The sequence below is a fragment of the Hymenobacter sp. 5516J-16 genome (genome assembly GCF_022919335.1).
GTDB classification, from domain to species: domain Bacteria; phylum Bacteroidota; class Bacteroidia; order Cytophagales; family Hymenobacteraceae; genus Hymenobacter; species Hymenobacter sublimis.
In genome coordinates this window covers 2,527,930-2,548,607 of the sequence record NZ_CP095058.1, presented here as the reverse complement: position 1 = coordinate 2,548,607, position 20,678 = coordinate 2,527,930, and the positions used below count along the sequence as shown (strand labels likewise).

17 protein-coding genes and 4 pseudogenes are annotated in these 20,678 nt (G+C 59.9%); 11 read left to right on the top strand and 10 right to left on the bottom strand.

All coding sequences use genetic code 11. From position 1 onward, the window contains the following. Window positions 1–18: 18 nt before the first annotated feature. The 3 genes from MUN84_RS12635 to MUN84_RS12625 form a co-directional block, all read right to left on the bottom strand. Window positions 19–240 carry a hypothetical protein gene (locus MUN84_RS12635; protein ID WP_244694411.1) on the bottom strand — a complete coding sequence of 74 codons (222 nt, stop codon included), beginning with the start codon at window positions 238–240 and terminating at the stop codon, window positions 19–21. 53 nt (window positions 241–293) lie between these two features. Then, a complete protein-coding gene (locus MUN84_RS12630; RefSeq protein WP_244694410.1) occupies window positions 294–581 on the bottom strand; it encodes a hypothetical protein in 288 nt (95 codons plus the stop codon). Window positions 582–711: 130 nt separating this feature from the next. Continuing rightward, complete coding sequence (locus tag MUN84_RS12625; protein ID WP_244694409.1) at window positions 712–1,200, bottom strand: carbohydrate binding domain-containing protein; 489 nt, start codon at window positions 1,198–1,200, stop codon at window positions 712–714. Window positions 1,201–1,448: 248 nt separating this feature from the next. On the opposite strand from MUN84_RS12625, the gene MUN84_RS12620 reads away from it, so the two are divergent. Genes MUN84_RS12620 through MUN84_RS12605 form a run of 4 tightly spaced genes read left to right on the top strand, consistent with a single transcriptional unit; the run spans window position 1,449 to window position 4,774 of the window. Continuing rightward, on the top strand, window positions 1,449–2,582 hold the full coding sequence (locus MUN84_RS12620; RefSeq protein WP_244694408.1) for a glycosyltransferase family 2 protein: 1,134 nt from the start codon (window positions 1,449–1,451) through the stop codon (window positions 2,580–2,582). A gap of 43 nt (window positions 2,583–2,625) precedes the next feature. After that, window positions 2,626–2,931: a hypothetical protein gene (locus MUN84_RS12615; RefSeq protein ID WP_244694407.1), complete on the top strand. Its 306-nt coding sequence runs from the start codon at window positions 2,626–2,628 to the stop codon at window positions 2,929–2,931. Then, on the top strand, window positions 2,925–4,370 hold the full coding sequence (locus MUN84_RS12610) for a hypothetical protein (protein WP_244694406.1): 1,446 nt from the start codon (window positions 2,925–2,927) through the stop codon (window positions 4,368–4,370). The genes MUN84_RS12615 and MUN84_RS12610 overlap by 7 nt, the downstream gene beginning before the upstream one ends. After that, window positions 4,298–4,774 carry a hypothetical protein gene (locus tag MUN84_RS12605; protein WP_244694405.1) on the top strand — a complete coding sequence of 159 codons (477 nt, stop codon included), beginning with the start codon at window positions 4,298–4,300 and terminating at the stop codon, window positions 4,772–4,774. Before MUN84_RS12610 ends, MUN84_RS12605 begins: the two co-directional genes overlap by 73 nt. Before the next feature lie 89 nt (window positions 4,775–4,863). Here the strand turns inward: MUN84_RS12605 and MUN84_RS12600 are convergent, their stop codons facing one another. Beyond that, window positions 4,864–5,322 (bottom strand): hypothetical protein, encoded by a 459-nt coding sequence (locus tag MUN84_RS12600; protein ID WP_244694404.1) that lies wholly within the window; start codon window positions 5,320–5,322, stop codon window positions 4,864–4,866. Between the two features lie 427 nt (window positions 5,323–5,749). Between MUN84_RS12600 and MUN84_RS12595 the strand changes: the two genes are divergently transcribed. The 4 genes and pseudogenes from MUN84_RS12595 (at window position 5,750) to MUN84_RS22995 (ending at window position 8,915) form a co-directional block, all read left to right on the top strand. After that, window positions 5,750–6,454: a class I SAM-dependent methyltransferase gene (locus MUN84_RS12595; RefSeq protein ID WP_244694403.1), complete on the top strand. Its 705-nt coding sequence runs from the start codon at window positions 5,750–5,752 to the stop codon at window positions 6,452–6,454. A 35-nt stretch (window positions 6,455–6,489) separates the two neighbouring features. After that, a complete protein-coding gene (locus tag MUN84_RS12590) occupies window positions 6,490–7,443 on the top strand; it encodes a glycosyltransferase family 2 protein (RefSeq protein ID WP_244694402.1) in 954 nt (317 codons plus the stop codon). A gap of 31 nt (window positions 7,444–7,474) precedes the next feature. Beyond that, window positions 7,475–8,832 (top strand): annotated as a pseudogene (locus MUN84_RS12585) (aldehyde dehydrogenase). Continuing rightward, the gene (locus MUN84_RS22995; protein WP_262920512.1) at window positions 8,781–8,915 is read left to right on the top strand and encodes a hypothetical protein; all 135 of its coding nucleotides are present in this window, start codon (window positions 8,781–8,783) and stop codon (window positions 8,913–8,915) included. The pseudogene MUN84_RS12585 and the gene MUN84_RS22995 overlap by 52 nt, the downstream one beginning before the upstream one ends. A 12-nt stretch (window positions 8,916–8,927) precedes the next feature. Here MUN84_RS22995 and MUN84_RS12575 read toward each other — a convergent pair. From MUN84_RS12575 to MUN84_RS12565, 3 genes and pseudogenes are all read right to left on the bottom strand, one after another. Continuing rightward, window positions 8,928–9,508: pseudogene (locus tag MUN84_RS12575) on the bottom strand (Uma2 family endonuclease). Between the two features lie 201 nt (window positions 9,509–9,709). After that, complete coding sequence (locus MUN84_RS12570) at window positions 9,710–10,822, bottom strand: energy transducer TonB (RefSeq protein WP_244694400.1); 1,113 nt, start codon at window positions 10,820–10,822, stop codon at window positions 9,710–9,712. A 50-nt stretch (window positions 10,823–10,872) separates the two neighbouring features. Then, complete coding sequence (locus MUN84_RS12565; RefSeq protein ID WP_244694399.1) at window positions 10,873–11,175, bottom strand: hypothetical protein; 303 nt, start codon at window positions 11,173–11,175, stop codon at window positions 10,873–10,875. Window positions 11,176–11,338: 163 nt separating this feature from the next. On the opposite strand from MUN84_RS12565, the pseudogene MUN84_RS12555 reads away from it, so the two are divergent. After that, window positions 11,339–12,239 (top strand): annotated as a pseudogene (locus MUN84_RS12555) (pirin family protein); the annotation flags it as partial. A 353-nt stretch (window positions 12,240–12,592) separates the two neighbouring features. Here MUN84_RS12555 and MUN84_RS12550 read toward each other — a convergent pair. Continuing rightward, window positions 12,593–14,818, bottom strand: a complete 2,226-nt coding sequence (locus MUN84_RS12550; RefSeq protein WP_244694396.1) for a S9 family peptidase — start codon at window positions 14,816–14,818, stop codon at window positions 12,593–12,595. A gap of 130 nt (window positions 14,819–14,948) precedes the next feature. On the opposite strand from MUN84_RS12550, the gene MUN84_RS12545 reads away from it, so the two are divergent. After that, a complete protein-coding gene (locus MUN84_RS12545) occupies window positions 14,949–15,947 on the top strand; it encodes a hypothetical protein (protein WP_244694395.1) in 999 nt (332 codons plus the stop codon). Window positions 15,948–16,047: 100 nt separating this feature from the next. Here MUN84_RS12545 and MUN84_RS12540 read toward each other — a convergent pair whose 3' ends face one another. Next, on the bottom strand, window positions 16,048–17,565 hold the full coding sequence (locus tag MUN84_RS12540) for an OmpP1/FadL family transporter (RefSeq protein WP_244694394.1): 1,518 nt from the start codon (window positions 17,563–17,565) through the stop codon (window positions 16,048–16,050). A gap of 81 nt (window positions 17,566–17,646) precedes the next feature. Continuing rightward, window positions 17,647–18,963, bottom strand: a complete 1,317-nt coding sequence (locus tag MUN84_RS12535; RefSeq protein WP_244694393.1) for a hypothetical protein — start codon at window positions 18,961–18,963, stop codon at window positions 17,647–17,649. Between the two features lie 189 nt (window positions 18,964–19,152). Between MUN84_RS12535 and proS the strand changes: the two are divergent. Next, window positions 19,153–20,627 (top strand): annotated as a pseudogene (proS, locus tag MUN84_RS12530) (proline--tRNA ligase). Window positions 20,628–20,678: the final 51 nt, after the last annotated feature.

Genomic DNA, 20,678 nt, shown 5'->3' with positions numbered 1-20,678 from the left:
CTGTCAGTTGCAGACAAGTTATTTCTGACCGGCCAGCGTGATTTTCAGGTCGTCGAGGTAGACGGGCTCTTTGCTGTCGGCGCGCCATAAGTACACCAGCAGGCGGCTATCGGGCTTGGCGGTAGCGGGTAGGGTAATGGTTTGCTCCACGTACTGCCATTTGTTGAATCCCTTGGCCGCTTTCGCCAAATCAACTCCCACCCAAAGCAGAGAAGGTTCTTTATCCGTGGGGCCTTTCACCTCGGTAACCAGTTTGGCGGCGGCCTGCTCGCTGGGCAGCAGTACCCAGCCTCCTATGGTGAGTTGGCCGGGCCACTCGGGGAGAGGCGGCTCAGCGCGTTCATGTAACCCAAGCTGAAATCCTGCCCCGGGCCTACCATGGTGCTGTAATTGCCCGTGTGGGCTTTGTCGCGGGTGAGCGTGGTGCGGGTGGGCAAATCGGCCAGCCAGCCATCCAAGTTCTCGAAGCTGGTAGCGGCGAGAGGCTGCGCGCCAGCCGTCACTTCCGCTTCAGGATTCGAGGAGCAACCGGTCAGCAACAGGGCCGGTAGCAACGCCGCAGTAAAGGCATGTTTAAGCATAGCAAGTCAAAAAGAAATTGGCTGACGAAAGCGCCGGACAGCAACAGGATTTCTACTCTAAACCAATCAGTTAGTAGGCGACAAAGACTCATACTGAATCTAGTTGTGCTTCAGTATGATTCAGGCCTATCTATTCCAGACGGGTTAGGGTCAGGTCGTCGAGGTAGGCGGGTTGGGCGGCACTATTGCGCCATAGGTACACGCGCAGCTCCTTATCGGCCGTGAGGCCAGCGGGTAAAACAAACTCCCGTTTGAAGGGCTGCCACTGATTTACTTCCTTGAGTTCATCGGCGAAATTGATGGACTGCCAGAACAGCTGTTTGCGGTTCTGGGCGGGGTCGGTTATTTCGATTACCAGCGTGGCAGTGCCATCTTTGCCGGCCCGCATGGCCCAGCCGTTTATCATCAGCTTGCTGATGCGGTTGGTGCTGGCCTTCCCCAAGGCGTTGGAATAGTTGAAGCTGTACTCCTGCGCGCCATCAACTTTTATTGAAAACCGGCCGGAGTGCGCTTGCTCGGTAGTCAGGGACGGAACGGGAGTACCCCAGCCGTCTAGGGCTTCAAAGTCATTAAAGGTAATCTGTTCGGCAGAGGCAGCATTGGGGCGGGGGCTGAGCACGCCGTAGCTCCCGCTAACAAAGTGGCACCCAGCAGCCGGGGAAAGCAAAATTTCAGCATACGTAGCAATAAGGCCGTAAGGAGCCCGGCAAAGATAGAAGCTCCTGGAAGCCGGCCAAGCCGGAGTGCTAAAGCACGATAAGGATGTGGCACTTCACGGGATATCCCGTAGTTTTGACCACCGCGGGCACCCCTTTTTATCCATGGTCGCTCCTTTCCGCGTTCCGCATTTTAGAGGTTCTTGCTTGCATGAAGATATCCGTTGTTATTCCGGCCTATAATGAGGAGGAAAACCTACCGGAAATAGCGGCGCGGGTAAAAGAGCACCTGCCCGGCCGTTACGAGCGGGAGCTTATTTTCGTGGATGATGGCAGCACGGATGGCACCCAGCGCATTCTGCGGGAACTACGGGCCAAGGATTCCGAAATTCATTACGTCCTGCTTTCGCGCAACTTCGGCCACCAGAGTGCCCTGCGCGCGGGCATTGACTATGCCACCGGCGACTGTATTATCTCTTTGGATGCCGACTTGCAGCACCCACCCCGGTTGCTGCCTGAGTTGCTAGGGCACTGGCTTAATGGCTACGATATTGTATATACCCAGCGTGCCGACGATGAGCGCCTGCCGTGGCTGAAGCGGCAAACCTCGGCCGCCTTCTACCGCCTGATGAACAGTCTGTCGAGCGTTGATTTTGAGCCCGGCACGGCCGATTACCGCCTGATCGACCGGCGGGTAGCCGAGGCCGTGCGCAACAGCCCCGACGTGGATTTATTCCTGCGGGGCTTCGTGCATTGGGTGGGGTTCCGGCAGAAGCGCGTGGCTTACACGCCGGATGCGCGCTTCCGAGGCAAAACCAAGTACACGGTCCGCAAAATGGTGAAGCTGGCCCTCAATGGTATTACCTCGTTTAGTGTTCGACCCCTGCATTTCGCTACCCTGGCCGGCATGGGCATCTCGGTGCTAGCGTTTTTGTACGCCTTATATGCGCTTTATATTCTGGTGTTCACCCAGGATGCCGTGCCGGGCTGGGCCTCCGTGCTAATCAGCGTGCTCTTTATTGGGGCATTCAGCTGCTGGTGCTGGGCATCATGGGCGAGTACTTGGGTAAGCTCTTCGTGCAGGCCAAGCAGCGCCCGCCTTACCTGGTACGGGAAACTGACCCGGGCCTGGCCGACCTGCGCCCCGTGCGCCCCCCTTCCGATTCCTTGGCTTCTGACTCCGCCCTATGATTTCGCCCCGAACACTACCGCGCCCTACCACTACCGACCGGTACTGGCTGGCAGCACTGGTAGCGCTTCACCTGATTATACTCTGGCTTCGGGTTGGGCCCCTGCTCCTGCATCCTTCCCAGTACCTGTTCACTACCGGCGGCGACGGTCTTAAGTCGTACTTTTCCCTGCTCTATTACCTGCAGGCCGACCACGGAATGCAGTTTACGGGCATGCACTACCCTTACGGTGAGCTGCTTCTCTTCACCGACGGCTTCCCACTGCTAGCCTGGATTCTCAAGGTCTGGAAAAACTTGTTTGGGCTAAGCCTGCACGATGCCCTGGGCGTTTTCAACCTTACGGTGCTGCTTTCCTCGGTGCCGGCTACTCCGCTGGTGTACACCCTAATTCGGCGGGGCGGGGTAGCGCCTTGGTTTTCCGCCCTTAGCGCCCTGTGCATTGTCTTTCTTTCACCCCAGTTTCACCGCATTGGGGGCACTATACTCTGGCTATTCCGGTGGTAGTGCCGCTACTCTGGTACGTGCAGCTGCGCGTAACGGAAGCGGCTACGCTGCCGGCTCGGGTTCGGTGGGTAGTTCTGTATACCCTGGCCACGGTGCTGCTGGCCCTGATCCATCCGTATTATCTGCTGCACGCGCTGCTGCTGCCCGCCGCTACGGCTCTGGTGCTGCTGGTTCAACAGGCCGCGAGCTGGCTGCCGCGGTGGTGGCATATGCCGGCTTGGCTGCTGGCTACGGGGCTGCTGCCGGTGGTGCTTTTTCAGGCCTGGATCAGCTGGCTCGACCCCATCACCGATCGGCCTACCAACCCTTACGGCTTCTTTGTGTACCACTCCAGTCCGGCCGCCGTGTTCGGGCCGGCTATTGAGCCATTTAAGTCCGTCTTTCGGTTTATTTTCCATACCGGCGACCCTGCTTTTGAAGGCGTGGCCTACGTGGGCTTGCCGGTAGTGCTGGGCCTAGTGCTGTGGATAGTACGCGTAGGCTGGCACCTGGTACACCGCCATTGGCGGCGGGTGCTGCGCCCCACCCTCCCCAATTCTTTGCAACCCACCGTATGGGCCGCGGGGCTGGTGCTGGCCTTTGCCATGTGTCTGCCTTTTAAGCTACCCGGCTTCGAGCCCTTGCTAGACTGGCTGCCCGCACTTAAGCAATTCCGCTCCCTGGGCCGTTTTACCTGGATTTTCTACTACGTAGCCGCGGTGCTGGCCGCCGTGCAGTACTGGCAGCTCTACCGGTTTCTGCGCCAGCGCGGTGCGGCCCGGGTGGGGCTGCTGATCATGGTGCTAGTGCTGCTCGTCTGGGGGTTAGAAGCGAAGTATCAGCTAGAAGCTATTACCCGTCCCCTGCTGGCTAACCGCGTGGCCGATACCTTCCTCCGGCCCGGCAACAACTACGCTGAGCTCCTCGCCCGCTCCGGCCACTACCCCGATCAGTATCAGGCTATTCTACCTATGCCGTACTTTTCGCTGGGCTCCGAGAAGTTTGACTTGTCAGGTATCATCGACGTAAGCGCGGCCGAAAGCTTCCGGGCGGCACTCAGCCTGCACCGGCCGGTGGCCGCCACCATGATGTCGCGCACCTCCACGGAGCAGACGCTACGCCTGCTAGAGCTGTTTTCCTCCGACCTCACGCCTAAATCGTGGCCTAGCCAGTTGCCTTCCCAGCAGCCATTGTTGGTGGTAGCCTCCCGCCGTGACGCCCTGCGGCCCGCCGAGCAAGCCCTGCTCCGGCGCGGGGCCAAGCTGCTGACGGAAACGCCCCTGGTTCAGCTCTATGAGTTACCCCTCTCGGCCTTTACTACCCAGCGGCCGGCCACCGAGCGCGCCTGGTTTACGGCCCACCAGGCGGAGCTGCTTCGCGAGGGGAAGTGTGGCGCACGGCCCCCGGACCGGCGGTTATCTGGCGCAGCTTTCAGGAGAAAACCGCGCCCGGCGGCGTAAGCTTCACCCGCCCTGGCGCCGCCCACGCCGCCAAAGGCATGCTTCCCATCTTCGATGGTTCCCTACCCGGCGCAACGGACACGACAACCTACGAACTGAGCATCTGGGCCTACGCCAAAACTTCCGACTGGCTGCCCTACATCAGCTACCGGCAGCTAACGCCCGAAGGCCAAGAGCTGGAACGCCTGGACTTGTCTCTGAAGGAATCCACTGAAATCCACGGCGACTGGGCCCGCTTCAGCCTGCCCATTCGCCTGCGCAACCCGGCCAACCGAGTAAAGGTAGAAATGGGTGGGGCCGATATTGTGGTGGATGACCTGCTGATCCGGCCCCGCAGTACCCACGTGTACTGGCTTGATGCTCAGCAGCAACCCGTGCTCAACGGCTTTCCGCTAGCGAAATAGTCCTTGACCACTGAAAAGTCCGGCCGGTGCAGTTCCCCCAAATCAGGAAGCTGCACCGGCCGGACTTTTTACTACCTGCTGCCAGGTATTTACTCAACAGCCGTTACGGTCAGGTCATCTAAGTACACCGGGGCCGAACCGCCGGTGCGCCATAGGTACATCTGAAACTTGTTGGTGGGTGTCACACTCTCGGGCACAGTCAGCTCATTGCTGATTTCCACCCACTTCCCATACTGGCCTTTCACGGCGGCTACCACGTCGAGGCCATCCCACACGGCGGGCTTGGCATCGGGGGCCGGATCAGTTATTACGGTCACCAGTTTGGCACCGGCCTGGGCGCCAGACACGAATACCCAGGCGTTGATCTTAAGCTTTTTAGGCCGGGTATCGTGCATCTTGCCCAGCTGGTTGGTGTAGGTCCGGCCGTATTCGGTGGTGCCATCTACTTTCAGCGAGTACTGGCCAGAGTGCGCTTTTTCGCGGGTGAGGGAAGTGGTATTCAAGTCGTTCACCCATCCTTCTAGGCTTTCGAAATCGTTCGAAATCAAGGTGTCGTGGTTCTTGGGGAGGCTTTTTCGCCACAGCCAGCCAGGCTCAGCACCAGCAGGGCCCAGGGTAATTTTTTCATCACGCGAAGAAGTGCTAATAGGTTCAGAATGTAAAAGTAAAGGTATTTGCCAGCCATCAGGTTACGCTTTTGTAATCTACCGCATCAGTATAGCGGGACGTGAGTACCGGCGTTTAACAACGGGCGCTGCTACCGGCGAGCTAGGGAAACTGCTACCCGTATGGCACACCTGACCGCGGGTTGATGCTGGAAACCAAACGTAGCGAGCTTAGCCATTAGAATCTGACTATCTGCTCACTACGGACAACTCAGCCTGGGTAGCAGGCATGGAGTTAACTCATTCCGTACTTTCGCCTTATGCAAGTTCAATACGAGGCTCTTTATCATCAACTAGAGGAAAATCACTGGTGGTTTCGGGGCGGCGCGACATTGTGTTTGACCAGATAAAGCGCCTGGGTTTGCCGGCTACGGCGGCTATTTTGGAAATTGGGTGCTCTGGCGGGCCCCTGCAGCAGCAGCTACGAGAGGCCGGCTTCCATAACCTGACCGGCATCGACATCAGCGAAACAGCCATTGCTTTGGCCCACCAGCGCCAGATTCCGAACGTGTCGGTAATGGACGGGGCCCGGCTGAACTTTCCGGATGCTTCCTTTGACCTGGTAGTAGCCTCCGATGTATTGGAGCACATTGAGGACGAGCATCAGGCCCTGCGCGAGTGGCGACGGGTGCTGCGGCCTGGCGGGCAGCTGCTGGTGTACGTACCTGCGTATCAGCAGCTTTGGAGCCAGCACGACGTGGTAAACCGCCACTTCCGCCGCTACACCGGGGCTACCTTGAAGCAGGCCCTCCAAACCAGCCAGCTGCAGGTGCTGCGCCATTCATATTGGAACTTCTCCCTGTTTTTCCCAACCTACCTGATCCGGCAGGCCCAGCGCCTGACCAGTGGCACGAAGCCCGCGGAGACCGGCGGTACCGGGGACTTGGCTGCCCTACCCCAGCCCCTGAACCGCTCCCTAATCTGGCTGCTGCAGGCTGAAAACCGCCTGCTGCGCCACCTGAACCTGCCGGTGGGCGTGAGCGTGTTTGCCCTGGCCCGTAAGCCGGTTTCCTGAACATGCACCCGCTTGTCTTCCCACCCGCCCCACCCATGGACCTGTCCGTTATCATTCCCATCTACAACGAAGAAGCCAACATTCCGGCCCTGTATGAGCGGCTGCGGGACGTGCTGGACCCCATGCAGTTGCCTGGCGGCTACGAGTTTATCTTTATTAACGACGGCTCCCGCGACCATTCCCTGGCCCTAATTCAGACCCTGGCCCTGCGCGACCCGCGGGTGCGCTACCTCGATTTCAGTCGCAACTTTGGGCACCAGATTGCCGTGACGGCTGGCCTCGACCGGGCCGGGGGACAGGCTGTGTGCATCATTGATGCCGACTTGCAGGACCCGCCCGAGTTGATTCCGCAGTTGCTGGAAAAGCTTCGGGAGGGCTACGAGGTAGTGTACGCCAAGCGCCGCTCCCGCCAGGGCGAAAGCGCCGCCAAGAAGCTTACTGCCAAGTTATTTTACCGCATTCTGGCCAGCATCACCCACATTTCCATTCCCGTAGATACCGGCGACTTCCGGGTTATTTCGCGCAAGGTGGTAGAGGCCCTGCGCCGCATGCCCGAGCAGAACAAGTTTATTCGGGGGCAAATTTCCTGGATTGGCTACCGCCAGACCTACCTGGAGTATGACCGGGCCGAGCGGGCGGGCGGGGAAACTGGCTACACCTACCGCAAAATGTTCAAACTGGCCCTCGACGGCATCACGGCCTTCTCCGATGTGCCCCTGAAGGCGGCTACCGTCAGTGGCTTTATCGTGTCGGGCATTGCGTTTCTGGTCATGCTCTACACCCTGTACTCCCGCTTCGTCACGAAAGAGTACGAGCCCGGCTGGCCTTCCCTAATGGTGAGCATCCTGTTTTTGGGCGGTGTACAGCTGATTGCCGTGGGTATTATCGGTGAATACATTGCCCGGCTTTCCGCCAACGTGCGCCAGCGGCCCCTGTATATTGTGTCGGATTCCAACTTGCCCGAGCCCCCGGCCCAACCCCAGCGGTAGGCGGGCGGCGGGGTCTTACGCCCTTCTGCTCATGCTGCAGCTCTGCAACTTCATCAACGGCAAGCTTCAACCACCCGCCGCCGGCCGATACCTGCCCCTGCTCAACCCCGCCACCGGCCAGGTGTTCGGGCAGGTACCCGACTCGGATGCGGCTGACGTGGACAGGGCGGTGCAGGCCGCTACGGCCGCTTTTCCAGCCTGGCGGGCCCTACCGGCCGAAGAACGGGGCCGCCGGCTGGTGCGCCTTGCGGAGTTGATTGACCAGAACCTGGAAACCCTGGCCCAGGCCGAAAGTCAGGACAATGGCAAACCGCTGAGCTTGGCCAGCACCCTGGACATTCCGCGAGCGGCCAGCAATTTCGCTTTTTTCGGCACGGCTGCCCAGCATTTTGCCACTGAAACCTATCTGCAGGAAGGCGTGGCGCTCAACTATACGGTACGCCATCCGGTGGGCGTAGTGGCGTGCATCTCGCCCTGGAACTTACCGCTCTACCTCTTTACCTGGAAAATAGCACCAGCCCTGGCCATCGGCTGCTGCGTGGTAGCCAAGCCCTCGGAAGTCACGCCCTACACGGCCTTTCTGCTCAGCGAGTTAAGCCGAGAGGCCGGGCTACCGGCGGGAGTACTCAATATTGTGCACGGTACGGGTCCGGGCGCTGGCCAGGCCTTGGTGGAGCATCCGGGTATCAAGGCCATCAGCTTTACCGGCGGCACGGCTACCGGGGTCCACATTGCCCGCACGGCCGCCCCGCAGTTCAAAAAACTTTCCCTGGAACTGGGCGGCAAAAACCCTAACCTCATCTTCGCCGACTGCGACCTGGACGCCGCCGTGCAAACCAGCATCCGCAGCTCCTTCGCCAACCAGGGCCAGATTTGCCTCTGTGGCTCACGCATCTTCGTGGAGCGCAGCGTGTACGAGCCGTTCAAAGCCGCCTTTCTGGCCCAGGTGCAGGCGCTGACCGTTGGTGACCCGCTGGAGGCTAGCACCCGGCAAGGGGCCATTGTTAGCGAAGCACACCTGAATAAGATTCTCTCCTACATCGACTTAGCCCACCAGGAAGGCGGCCGGCTGCTGGCGGGCGGACAGCGGGTGCAAGTACCCGGTCGTTGCGCCGAGGGCTATTTTTTGCAGCCCACGGTATTCGAAGGCCTAGCCCCTGACTGCCGCGTGAACCAAGAAGAAATATTCGGGCCCGTTGTTACGCTTACTCCTTCGACCACGAAGAAGAAGCCCTAACCTGGGCTAACAGCACTGACTATGGCCTTTCCGCCACCGTCTGGACCCGTGACCTAGCTCGGGCTCACCGGGTAGCCCACCAGCTGCAAGCCGGCGTGGTATGGGTAAACACCTGGCTGCACCGCGACCTACGCACGCCGTTCGGGGCATGAAAAACTCCGGCTTGGGGCGGGAAGGCGGCCTGGAAGCCCTACGCTTTTTCACTGAGGCGCAGAACGTGTGCGTGAAGCTCTAAGAAAGGGACTTTCTACCCTTCTAACACACCCGCGTAGACATCCGTCAAGGCAATGCGGCAATTAATGCTACTCAATTCCAGGACTGTTTGACGGTCAGAGGTTTCAACGAGAATCCAGCGCCCTTGCTCATCCCGGGTGTGCAACTCGGCGTGGACGCTTTGGGAGTCAAGCAACAGGTACTGCTGCAGGCCCGGAATCTGACGGTACAGAAAGAATTTGTCGCCCCGGTCGTGGCTTTTGGTAGTCGGCGACAGTACTTCTACTAGCAACGTGGGATTAAGCAGCGTATCAGGCTTGGTGTTATCCTCAAATCGAGGCTGACCGCAGACCACCGTCAAGTCTGGATACACAAACGTGGACTCACTCAGGACCTGCACGCGCTGGTCGCTGCCCACCACCGAGCAGTTTTTGCCTTTGAGCTGGAAGTGAATCTCACCCCAAGATTGGCGGCTATCCGGTTGTGGGCAAAACTGGCCCCAGACATGGCCCGGATTTCGCCGTCCCAGTACTCGTGTTTGTGTTCAGCTTTGCGTTCGGCTTCGAGGTAGTCCTCAGGCGAAACGTAGGATAGTGGTGTAGCGGGCAGTCCCATGGTGCAGTAGAAAAACGTCAGGCAAGATACCAATTCTGCCCTGGCGGGCCAGCCCTACCTGTCGGCCCAGTTGGGAGTGCACGGCCTACTTCAAAAGTGCTTTTAGCTGGCCGTGTTCAGAGTAAAAACTTCGGTTGGTTCTTTACCGGTAGCTAAGCCGTCATTTTACCCGAAAAAATCTGCTTGAGAGCTTTATGTCAGCTAGTCCAGCTTGGCTAGGGCAGCTTCCAGATCAGTGAGGGTGGTTTCCTGGAAGTGCAGCGTATCGGAAGGAGCGCCGCCGGTGGTAGCCTCCCGGCGGGCCAGGAAGGGCGTGCCGTTTTCGTAGCGTAACCCAAGCACTACCACGGCCGCCCCACTGGGAGCCGTAGCAAATTGGTAGCCAGCGTCCTGGGGAGTACCAGCCAGCACTATGCGGCGGCCCGGAATGAGCAGGCGCACGGTGGTATGGTCCCCGTCGGCGGGGGTAGCGGAGGGCACGTAGAGCGCCGCCGCCGACCCGGCCCACGGCTGCCCCACGGCCAGCCAGCCCAGCTTGGTGGGCTGCAAGGCATTTGGAGCCGGGGCCAGTTCATCCGAAGCAGCCAGGGTTTCCTCTTCCTCCGCTGGCTCAGGCAAAGCGGCCGGCTCCGGGGCCGAGGCCATACCAGCTTGAAAATTAAAGCGAATGGGCAAAACCATTTTCACCTTCACGAAGCGTCCATCCTGCTGCCCCGGGGTCCAGCGGCCGGAGGTTTGGCGCAGCACCCGCAGCACTTCTTCGTCGCAACCGTCGCCGAGGCCGCGCAGGATGCGGGGCGCCCGAACCCGGCCGGCCTCATCCACCACAAAAGAGGCGAAGACCAGTCCCTGCGTCTGGCGCTCCTGGGCCTGGCGGGGGTAGCGAATCAGGCGGTTAATATCGGCGGGGCCTTGGCCGTAGCGGGGCATCTGCTGGGCCGTGGTGTATATCTGTTCCGAAGCCGCAGCGGTAGCCGAAGTCTCACTTTCCAGCCACCGCACTGGCGCGGCTGGGGCCGCTTGCCCGTAGAAAAGCGGGTGCGCCGAGTGGCCGCCGGCTAACTCTAGCTGCAAGCTGCGACCAGTTGCCAGCAGTAGCTGTTGCCCTGCGGCCGTGGCTCGTACCAGCACGGCCCCGGTCAGTTCCAGGGGGGCGCCAGCTAGCGTTTCGGTCAGCAGGTTAGAGAGCAGCATGTCGGAAGCGGCGTAGCACTCTTTGAGTTCCACCCACACGGCACCAGTAGCGGGCCGCTGGCGGCTATCCACCAGAGAGCCGGCCGGAATGCGGACAACGGTACCTTCGCGGCCGCGCACTTCGGCAGGCTTGGTGGGGTCAATCTGGAAATACTCGCTGGCTTTCAGGGTCAGGTCATGAAGGCGGGCTTCGGCGGGCGGCGCTTCGGCCCCAAGCCGGCGGGCCGGCGGGTGCTGCCCCGGTACACAATCAAAGGGGCCCGGCGGCTGGTGGGCTGCTCCAGACGGTGCCAGTCGCGGCGCACGGGGGTAGCGCCTACGGGCTGGGCCAGAGAATCGTAGGCTAGGGAATCGGCCAGAGCGGGAGCAGCGGCAGGCTCGGGGCGTTGGGCGGTGCGCTCCGGCTGACAGGCTGCTAGCAGCGTACCGGTTATGCTCAGAAAAAGGAGACGAATTGGGGTAGACATCGGCATAGGGTCACTCTACGCGGTAAACACCGGTTTTATTGATCCAAGGTTACGCTTTTCTGCTAAATAGTTGAGTGAAAATAGGTTTAGTTCTATTCATCTTTGCTTCTGCGGCCCGGCAGAGCGTCTGCTGCTACGGCCAAGTCCTTTTCTTTTAGCCTTTCCGCGTATGCTCGACCTTGTTATTGATGCGCGCCAAGCGGCCCTGAGCCCCGGCTTTGAGGTGCGCCGCATTCTGCCTTACCGCCTGCGCCGCATGCTAGGCCCCTTCATTTTCATGGACCACGCCGGGCCAGTTAATTTCGCCCCGGAAAAGCTGCCCGAGCTGGATGTACTGCCTCACCCCCACATTGGCCTGAGTACGGTTAGCTACCTGTTCGGGGGCAGGTCACGCACCGCGACAGCCTCGGGGTGGAGCAAATTATTCGGCCAGGTGAGGTCAACTGGATGACGGCCGGCTCGGGCATTGCCCACTCTGAGCGGTTTGAGGACCCGGCCGCCCTGGCTGGCGGAGCGTTGGAAATGATTCAGACCTGGGTGGCCCTGCCCGAAAAAGACGAGGAAACTGACCCCGCTTTCACTAACTACCAGCCCCAGGAGCTGCCTATCTTCACGGAATCCGGCGTGTGGATGCGCCTGATTGCCGGCGACGCCTTCGGCCTGCGCAATGAGGTACGCACTCATTCGCCGCTGTTCTACCTGCACGTGGTGCTGCAACCCGGGGCCCGGTTTGGCCTGCCCCGCGGCCACCCCGAGCGCGGCGCCTACGTGGCCAAAGGGCTGGTAGAAGTGAACGGCCGCAGCTACGGCTCCGGCCAGCTGCTGGTCTTCACCCCCGGCATCGACCCGGTGCTAGTAGCTCGTGAGGCCAGTACCTTGATGCTGCTGGGCGGCGAGCCACTAGGGGAGCGGTTCATTTGGTGGAACTTCGTGTCCTCGAAGCGGGAGCGTATTGAGCAAGCCAAAGCCGACTGGCAAGCCGGCCGCATTCTGCTACCTCCCAACGACAACCAGGAGTTTGTGCCCTGCCCCAGGACAAAACCCGCCCTGCCGGTGCCGGCTCACCGCCCCGCAGGCATTGTCGTAGGGCCTCACCCCCGGCCCCCTCTCCCGTGGAGAGGGGGAGCCTGACGATTCCGGCAGCGCCGCCCCGTCGGCTCGCGCCTCCGGAACAGCTACCGGCTTCTACATGGGGGTGAAGCCTATGCTATGTAACGCGAAGTTCCACTTCGCGACCCGCTAGAACAGTCCTCGTGTGAGTGCCATTCAGGTGGGTCGCGAAGTGGAACTTCGCGTTACAGGTACAAAGAGGTAGCAGTGCTTGAGGCGCGAGCCGAAAGTGCTGCGTAGAACGGCCTACGTCTGACTCCCCCTCTCCACGGGATACTGCGCATGAAGCAGTTGCGGGGCCGGGGGTGAGGCCCTACAAGTTCTTCAGCACGAAATCCGTCATCTGGCGGTAGAGGTGCAGGCGGGTGTTGCCGCCATAGATGCCGTGGTTGCGGTTGGGGTAGTAGAGCGTCTGGTAGTCTTTGTTGGCCTTAATCATGGCTTCAGTGAAGGCTACCGAGTTCTGGAAGTGCACGTTGTCGTCGCCGGTGCCGTGCACTAGCAGGAGCTTGCCCTTCAGCTTGTCGGCGTACTGTACGGGCGAGTTGTCGTCGTAGCCCTGGGGGTTCTGCTGGGGTGTTTTCAGGAACCGCTCGGTGTACACGGAATCGTAGTAACGCCAGTTGGTTACGGGTGCTACCGACACGCCCATCTTGAAGATATCGGCGTTTTTGGTCATGGCCAGGGCCGTCATGTAGCCCCCGAAGCTCCAACCCCAGATGCCAATGCGCGACTTGTCCACGTAGGGCAGGGTAGCCAGGTACTTGGCGCTTTCGGCCTGGTCAATGGTTTCCAGCTTGCCCAGGTTGGCGTAGGTGCTTTTCTTGAAGGCCGCGCCCCGGGCGCCGGTGCCGCGGTTATCGACGCTCACAATGATGTAGCCGTTCTGGGCCAGCAACTGGTGCCAGAGGTAGTTAGTGAAGGCAATGCCGCCGCCCACATCGTCCTTCACGGTCTGGGAGCCGGGGCCGCCGTACACGTACATGAGCACGGGGTATTTCTTGCTGGCATCGAAGTTAGCGGGCTTCAGCACCGAGGCGTTCAGCTCTACCCCTTCGGCCGTTTTGAAGTTGATAAACTCCAGCTTGCCCAGGTTGTATTGGGTCAGCTTCTGGCGCAGGGCGGCGTTGTCTTCCAGCACTTTCACCAGCTTACCGTCCTGACCGTTGCGCAGGCTTACTACCTGGGGCTCACCGGCCTGGGAGTGGTAGTTGAGGAAATAGCGGGTGTCGGCGCTCATGTTCACGGCGTCGTTGCCGGAGCCGGCTTCGCTGAGGCGGGTTTTGCCTTTGCCCTTCAAATCTACGCGGTAGAGGTGGCGCTGCAGGGGCGAGGCTTCGGTGCTCGTGAAGTACACCAGGCCCTTCTTCTCATCGAACCCATCAATGCTGGTGATTTCCCAGTTGCCTTTGGTCAGCTGGCGCGTCAGCTTACCGTTCATGTTGTATAGGTAGAGGTGGCGGTAACCGTCCTTTTCGCTGCTGAACAGGAACTCCTTGCCACCGGCCAGGTAGCGCAAATCGTCGTTTACTTCCACGTAGGCCGGGTCCGTATCGGTCAGGACTACCGTGGTTTTGCCGGTAGCAGCGTCGGCGTGCAGAATCTCCAGCTTGTTCTGCAGGCGGTTCATGCGCCGGATGCTGAGCAGGTTGGGCGTCTGGGTCCAGATGATGCGCGGAATGTACTGGTCCCGCTCCGGGCCCACGTCCATTTTGGTGTTTTTGCCGGCGGCCACATCATAGGTTGAAATGCTCACGATGGAGTTTTTTTCGCCAGCCTTGGGGTACTTATAGCGGTAGTCTTTGGGGTAGAGCGGGCCCCACTCCTGCATGTTGTACTCAGGCACCTCCGTTTCATCGAAGGTGTAGTAGGCCAGCTGCCGGGAGTCGGGCGACCATTGGAAACCCTGGGCAAACTCGAATTCCTCCTCGTACACCCAATCAGTACCGCCGTTAATGATGCGGTTCTGGGCTCCGTCTGTCGTCACGGCGGTTTCCTGCATGGTAGCCAAATCGACTACAAACAGGTTGTTGTCGCGCACGAAGGCCACGCGCTTCCCGTCGGGCGAGAAGGTGGCGTAGAGCTGCTTGCCGGCCGTTTTGCTTAGGGGCACCAGTTGCTTACTACCCTGGTCGTACACGAAGAAGTACGACTTGCTAGAGCGACGGTAGATCGGCTCGGTATCGGTGCTGAACAGGATTTTGGTTTCATCGGCGTTGAAGCTGTAACCGTCCACGTCGAGGGGCTGGCTCTGGCCGGGCAGCTTCAGATCAGCGCCATTGACCAAAGTTTTCACGGGTTGGCCGGTCGTCACGTCGTTCTGTACCAGGTTGCCCTGGCTGAGCGAGGAGTAGTAGCGGCCATCCTTCATCCAGTTGAAGCCGGGCACCGAACGGGCCTGAAAGGTGCCTTTCTGCCAGATGTCTTCGAGGGTAATGTTTTGTTTTTGCTGGGCAAATGCGGCGGGCGCGCTGCCGGGTAGCACGGCCGGGCTGGCCGTCGTCAGAAACAGGGCCAGGCCCAGGGAGCGGAAATTCATGCGGGGTTAGGTAAAATGTCGGCGGGAATCAGCCGTTAAGGTAGGAAATGCGGGCAGCATGGTTGCACGTGGCCGGGGTTTCTGGCTGAACCGTGCCCCGCTCCCGACCGTTCCGCCAGGGCGTTTGCCCTTGCTGCTAACTAATCAGGCCCAAATTCCGACCTTCGTGGCTATGCGCTTTCGTTTTCTAGTTCTGCTGCTATTTCCCGCCCTGTTCACGGCCTGCGAGCCGGGCCTGGAGTCGGGGCCACGCGTTGATTTAATCGGGAGCTCCCGCTTCAGTACCGCCGACCGCCGCCTCACCAGAGCCGGGGATACCGTGGCCGTCAAGATGTTCGCGGAAGCCGATGACAGTCCGATTACGCGCCTGACCATCACGGCGGAATACTTGCCTGTGCCGGAGCCCATTATCTATCCTACTACCACTGACGAACTGAACAACCTGAGGCCGCGCACCTACACCTATCTTGATTCGGTGCTGAACCCGGCCACCAGCAATGCAAACCGTGTGGCGTTTGAGCACGTGCTAAGCTCGCGCACCACGGCCGGGCTGGAGGTGTGGCGCTACGAGGCCACCGACGAAGAAGGCCGCAGCGGCAAGCGCAGCCTACGCCTGCGCTACAGTCGCTCTGATTCGGCCCAGGCTTACCATAGTTACTCCGTGCCAGTCCAGGCGCCGGCGCGAGGAACTTTCGGCCGGCGCAGTTTCCTAGCCCTGCGCGAAGGGCTGGTGTTCCCTAAATTTTCGGTGCACAGCCTAGCCGCGAATCAAGCTATTGTCGACCTTGTATACTTGCCTGCGCGTGGCACCAGAGCCCCTACCCTAGCCACTGCCCTCGATGATACGTTGGGGTTGAAATGGAGCACGCGCCGCGGCACGCTGATCCGGCGGACATCACTAAACGCGGCGGCTTTTTCGGGTGCCGCTACTCTTACCGCCTTCACCACGGCCTTTACCCAGGGTGCCGAGTTTACCCCGCGCACTACCAGCACAGGAACGCTGACCAAAGGCCAAGTTATTGCCTTCCAAACCCCAGCCCCTGACAGCAAGTACGGCTTGGTGCTGGTGCAGGACATCATCACCACCGGCATCCCGACGCTGGTGCTGGAAGTTAGAATCAGCAAGTAATCGGGCCCGGAGCCTACGTAGCGCCAGGGTCCATACTAACACAAGGGGCTCCTCATTGAATGAGGAGCCCCTTGTATTGGTGCATAGTATATAGCAGGCGCTAGAATAAGAAGCCGGCCGTGAGGGTAGTCGTGAACCGCTTGTCCTCCACATCGATGGCAGGCGTTTTTTGCGGATTCGCTAGCTCGTAGGGCGTGTATACTTGGTTGCCCGAGGAGTATACCCCGGCTACGTCCAGGAAAAAATTCTTTTGGCGCAGCCCTAGCCCGCCTGTGTAGAAATTCTGGCTTCGGTCTATACGACTGTTGTTTTTGTACGGGTCGCCGTAGTGGGCGAAGCCGGCCCGAACCCGAAAGATATCGAGGCGCAGTTCCCCACCTACCCGCAGGTTTACCGTCGACTGATACTGCTGCTTGATGGCATCGTTGGTAGGGCCCAAGTCGGTAGGATCTACGCCGCTGCTATTGGTGTCAGTGTCATCGTAGCCAAAACGAGCCTGCCCGTAGTTCACGTATTCTGCGTCGGCACTCACGAAACCATATTTACCCAGCACCAGCGCCGCGCCCCCCGTAGCCCGGAAAGGCGACGTGAGGGTGTAACCCAAATCCTCGGCCGGAAAGTTGGCGTTGCCCGAGGAGAAGGTGCTGCCGTTTGGCAGCGTAATAGGTGTATCGTAGGCTACGTCCAGGGAAGCGCTGTACGTTTCGACCAGTTGGGAGTAGGTAGGCGACTGCACCGAAGCGCCCAAACGTAAGACGTCGTTAGGTCGGTAAATGACCCCGAGGCGGGCATTAATACCTGTGCCGCGGGTTTGAATATTTTCCCGCAAATTCAGATTGGCAAAGGCAGTGCCGGGGGCGCTGCTAGGCGCCGCTGGGTCAGTGGCTGTTAGCGTAGATACCACGTTGTAGCGTGTGCTCACAATGCCAATGGCTCCGCCTACGTACAGCTTATCTTGGTAACTATTCGCGTAGCCGAAGTCAAACTGCGTCTGGCCACCGCTGCGCTGAATAGTCTCGCGTTGCGTGAGCTGACCCGTCGCGTCGTAGTCCCCTGGAATGTAGGCTCCTTCATCATCCCGCTCCGTTAGCAAGGCCTCGTAGGCGAGGTCGTCCAGAATCGTTAGCTGATCAAGAGGCACATTATTAAGCCGCTCCAGAATATCCTGGTCCAGGGGCGGGGTAGCAGAGTAGCGCAGGTTCTGGTTGAAGTCGTTGATGCGGTTCAGGCCAAAAGCAAAGGTTCCACCGCGCCACGGGGTAGGGTTGTCCCCATCGGGCCGGCGGCCAGAAAAGGCAATACCTAAACTTCCGACTTGCAGGTAGTTACGCGAGTCGGAGCTACTGGTACCAAAGGCTTGAGTGGAGATATTGCTAGAACCAAACCCAGGCGAGAAACTGATTTCTGAGCGCTGAAACAGGCCTAGCCCCGCCGGGTTAGTCAAGATGCTTCCGAAGTCGGCACCCACCGCGGAGCTGGCGCCCCCGATGCCCAGGGTACGCGCCGTGCCGCCAATTTGCGTACGGGAAAAGCGCAGCGCGTCCGATGCGCTTTGGGCAAAGCCGTAGCTAGCCGGGCCGAGCAACGCCGCGGCCAGGTAATATTTCAGGTTTTTCATGTGGGTGAGAATAAGCGCCGGCTCCCTTTGGAGCCGGCGTTACACATAAAATAAAAATGAGTTGCCCGAGGGCCCGGTTACTTAGTTACCCCGGCCCCGACCGCCGCTGCTGCTTCCGCCGCCTCCGCTGCTGCGGGTTCCGCTACTTCCGCCACTGTTGCCGCCGCCATCAAAGCTGCGGGAAGGCTGGGAGTAAGAACGTGAGGGCTCAGAGTATGAGCGGGATGGTTGCGAGTACGAGCGGCTCGATTCCGAAGAGCCCGAAGACTCAGAGTAGGTACGGGTAGGCTGCTGGTACACTCGCTCCCGACGCGGCTGCGCAACGGTTCCGCCGGCCTCGCTAGCCTGGCTGCGCGTGCCCGCCGTATTATCCCAGGCGCGGCGGCTACGGGTGGGCTCGGTGCCAGCTTCCGTGGCGGCTCCCGTGTTGTTTTCGCTGAGTACGCGCCACCGGCGCGCGGGCGGCGCAGTGGTAGCGGGTGTAGCCTCCGCTACCCGACCCTCAGTTGAGGTAGGCGAAGTAGGCTGAGCCCTGTCGGTAGGTAAGGTTTCCCGGTAGCGCCCCCGCCCGCCCGTTGGCGAAGCAGCAGGCGTGGCAGTAACGCCCGCCGAATTGCTGGCGCCGGGTGCTACCAAACCGCTTTCGGCCATGTCACTGCGCGTGCGGCTACCCGTTGTGGCGCGAGGCGTGTTGCCCGTAACGCCACCCGTGGTGCTGTTCATCTGGCTGCGGGTGCCCGTCACAACGGAGCGTTGCACTCGGTCATAACCTCTACCCCCAAAGTAGCCGCCCCCGCCGTAGCCGCCACCACCATAGTAGCCACCGCCATAGTAGTTACCAAAGCCGCCTCCGTAGTAGCCGCCCCAGGGCCGGCCAAAGCCGTAACCGTAGGGATTGTACCTGTAGTAATCGTAGGGGCTATAGCCGTAGCCACCCCACGGACGGTACCAAGGCCGGCCGAAGCCAATGTTGATGTTCACGTAGGAACCCAGACCCCAGTACGGGCTATAGAAGGGGTCGTAGAAAGAATACGCCGGGCCACCGTACCAAAAAGGATCGGTGTAGGCGAAATCATAGTAGCCTAGGCCTAAGCCCCGGTATGAGGGCTGGTGGAAGCGCCGCAGGCGGGCTGCGTAGTAATCGTCATCGTAGTACTCTGAGCTGCCGCTGGAGCGGGAACTAGTAGGCCCGGCGTAGTCGGGGTTGGCTACGTCGCCACTCGTATCGGTAGTTTCTTCGGTGCTGGCTACAGTAGTAGTTTGCACGGCCGTCGTGCGGTCCTGGGAATAATAAACACCGTCCGTCTCCGTGGTGGAGGTGAGGGCCGATGTGCCCGCACAGCTTCCTAGCGTAAGCAGGGCCATGGCGGGTAACACGGATGGAAATAATTTTTTCATGGCTGCTTGCGCGTAAGGAATGATCCGGAAGATGAAGAGCGAAGATGACCCGGCGGCGCCAGGACCAGAAACGGGCCTTCACCTCCGAATTTAATAACGTAATTTGGACCCGAAACGGTGCCCTTTTTTGTGCGACAAATCTTGTACCAAAAAAAGGAACTTTTTCACTACCTCTAAGATACTCTGAATATGAGCAAAAGTTTGCCCAAGCGCAGTGAAGATTACTCGCTGTGGTACAACGAGTTGGTAAAGCGTGCTGGTTTGGCCGAGAACTCCTCCGTGCGGGGCTGCATGGTGATTAAGCCCTACGGCTACGCCATCTGGGAAAAGATGCAGCGCACCCTCGATGATATGTTCAAGCGCACTGGCCATCAGAACGCGTATTTCCCGCTGTTCGTGCCCAAAAGCTTGTTTGAAGCGGAGGAAAAAAACGCCGAAGGATTCGCCAAGGAATGCGCCGTCGTTACGCACTACCGCCTGCAGAATGACCCCGACAAGCCAGGTAAGTTGCGCGTTGATCCTAACGCCAAGCTAGAAGAGGAGCTGATTGTGCGCCCCACTTCGGAGGCCATCATCTGGAGCACCTACAAAAACTGGATTCAGAGCTACCGCGACCTGCCGCTACTGATCAATCAGTGGGCCAACGTAGTGCGCTGGGAGATGCGTACCCGCTTGTTTCTGCGCACCGCCGAGTTCCTGTGGCAGGAAGGCCATACGGCCCACGCTACCGCCGAGGAAGCCCTGGCCGAAACCCGCCAGATGCTGGAGGTGTACGCCCAGTTTGCCGAAGAGTGGCTGGCCCTACCCGTAGTGAAAGGGGTAAAAACTGAAAACGAGCGGTTTGCCGGCGCCCTGGAAACCTATTGCATTGAGGGCTTGATGCAAGATGGCAAGGCCCTGCAGGCGGGCACTTCTCACTTCCTGGGTCAGAACTTCGCCAAGGCCTTTGACGTGCAGTTCGCCAACAAGGCCGGCGGCCTGGAGTACGTGTGGGGCACGAGCTGGGGCGTGAGCACCCGCCTCATGGGCGCCCTGGTTATGGCTCATTCTGATGATGAAGGCCTGGTGCTACCCCCAAATTGGCCCCGATTCAGGTGGTGATTGTGCCCATCTACAAAACCGGCCAGCTCGACGAGCTGATGGAGCGCATCCGCCCCATGCAAATGGGCCTGATTGAGCGCGGCATATCGGTGAAGGTAGACGACCGGGACACCGAGCGCCCCGGCTTCAAGTTTGCCGAATGGGAGCTGAAAGGCGTGCCCGTGCGTATTGCCGTGGGCATGCGCGACCTGGACGCCGGCACCCTGGAAGTAGCTCGCCGCGACACCAAGGAGAAGCTGACCCTACCCCTTTCGGACATCGTGAACAGCGTGGACCAGTTGCTGCAGGACATTCAGCAGAACATCTACCGCCGGGCCCTCAACTTCCGCGAGGAACACACTACCCGCGTGGAAAGCTACGAGGAGTTCAAGCAAGTGCTCGATGGCAAAGGCGGCTTCGTGGTGGCCCACTACGATGGCACCTCTGAAACCGAGGAGCGCATCAAGGAGGAAACCAAGGCCACCATCCGCTGCCTGGCCCTGGCTGAGCCGGAGGAAGAAGGCGTTTGCATCGTGACGGGCAAGCCTTCCACGCGCCGCGCCCACTTCGCCCGCGCTTACTAAAGCTACCTTGAGTAGCAAGTAAAAAGCCCCTCATCCTGAGCAGTGCTTAGG

Bases quoted from the DNA above. Each gene is read 5' to 3' on its own strand.
- MUN84_RS12630 (WP_244694410.1), bottom strand. From the start codon at position 581: ATGCTTAAACATGCCTTTACTGCGGCGTTGCTACCGGCCCTGTTGCTG.
- MUN84_RS12620 (WP_244694408.1), top strand. From the start codon at position 1,449: ATGAAGATATCCGTTGTTATTCCGGCCTATAATGAGGAGGAAAACCTA.
- MUN84_RS12615 (WP_244694407.1), top strand. From the start codon at position 2,626: ATGCAGTTTACGGGCATGCACTACCCTTACGGTGAGCTGCTTCTCTTC.
- MUN84_RS12590 (WP_244694402.1), top strand. From the start codon at position 6,490: ATGGACCTGTCCGTTATCATTCCCATCTACAACGAAGAAGCCAACATT.
- MUN84_RS22995 (WP_262920512.1), top strand. From the start codon at position 8,781: ATGGGTAAACACCTGGCTGCACCGCGACCTACGCACGCCGTTCGGGGC.
- MUN84_RS12565 (WP_244694399.1), bottom strand. From the start codon at position 11,175: ATGCCGATGTCTACCCCAATTCGTCTCCTTTTTCTGAGCATAACCGGT.
- MUN84_RS12550 (WP_244694396.1), bottom strand. From the start codon at position 14,818: ATGAATTTCCGCTCCCTGGGCCTGGCCCTGTTTCTGACGACGGCCAGC.
- MUN84_RS12540 (WP_244694394.1), bottom strand. From the start codon at position 17,565: ATGAAAAACCTGAAATATTACCTGGCCGCGGCGTTGCTCGGCCCGGCT.
- MUN84_RS12535 (WP_244694393.1), bottom strand. From the start codon at position 18,963: ATGAAAAAATTATTTCCATCCGTGTTACCCGCCATGGCCCTGCTTACG.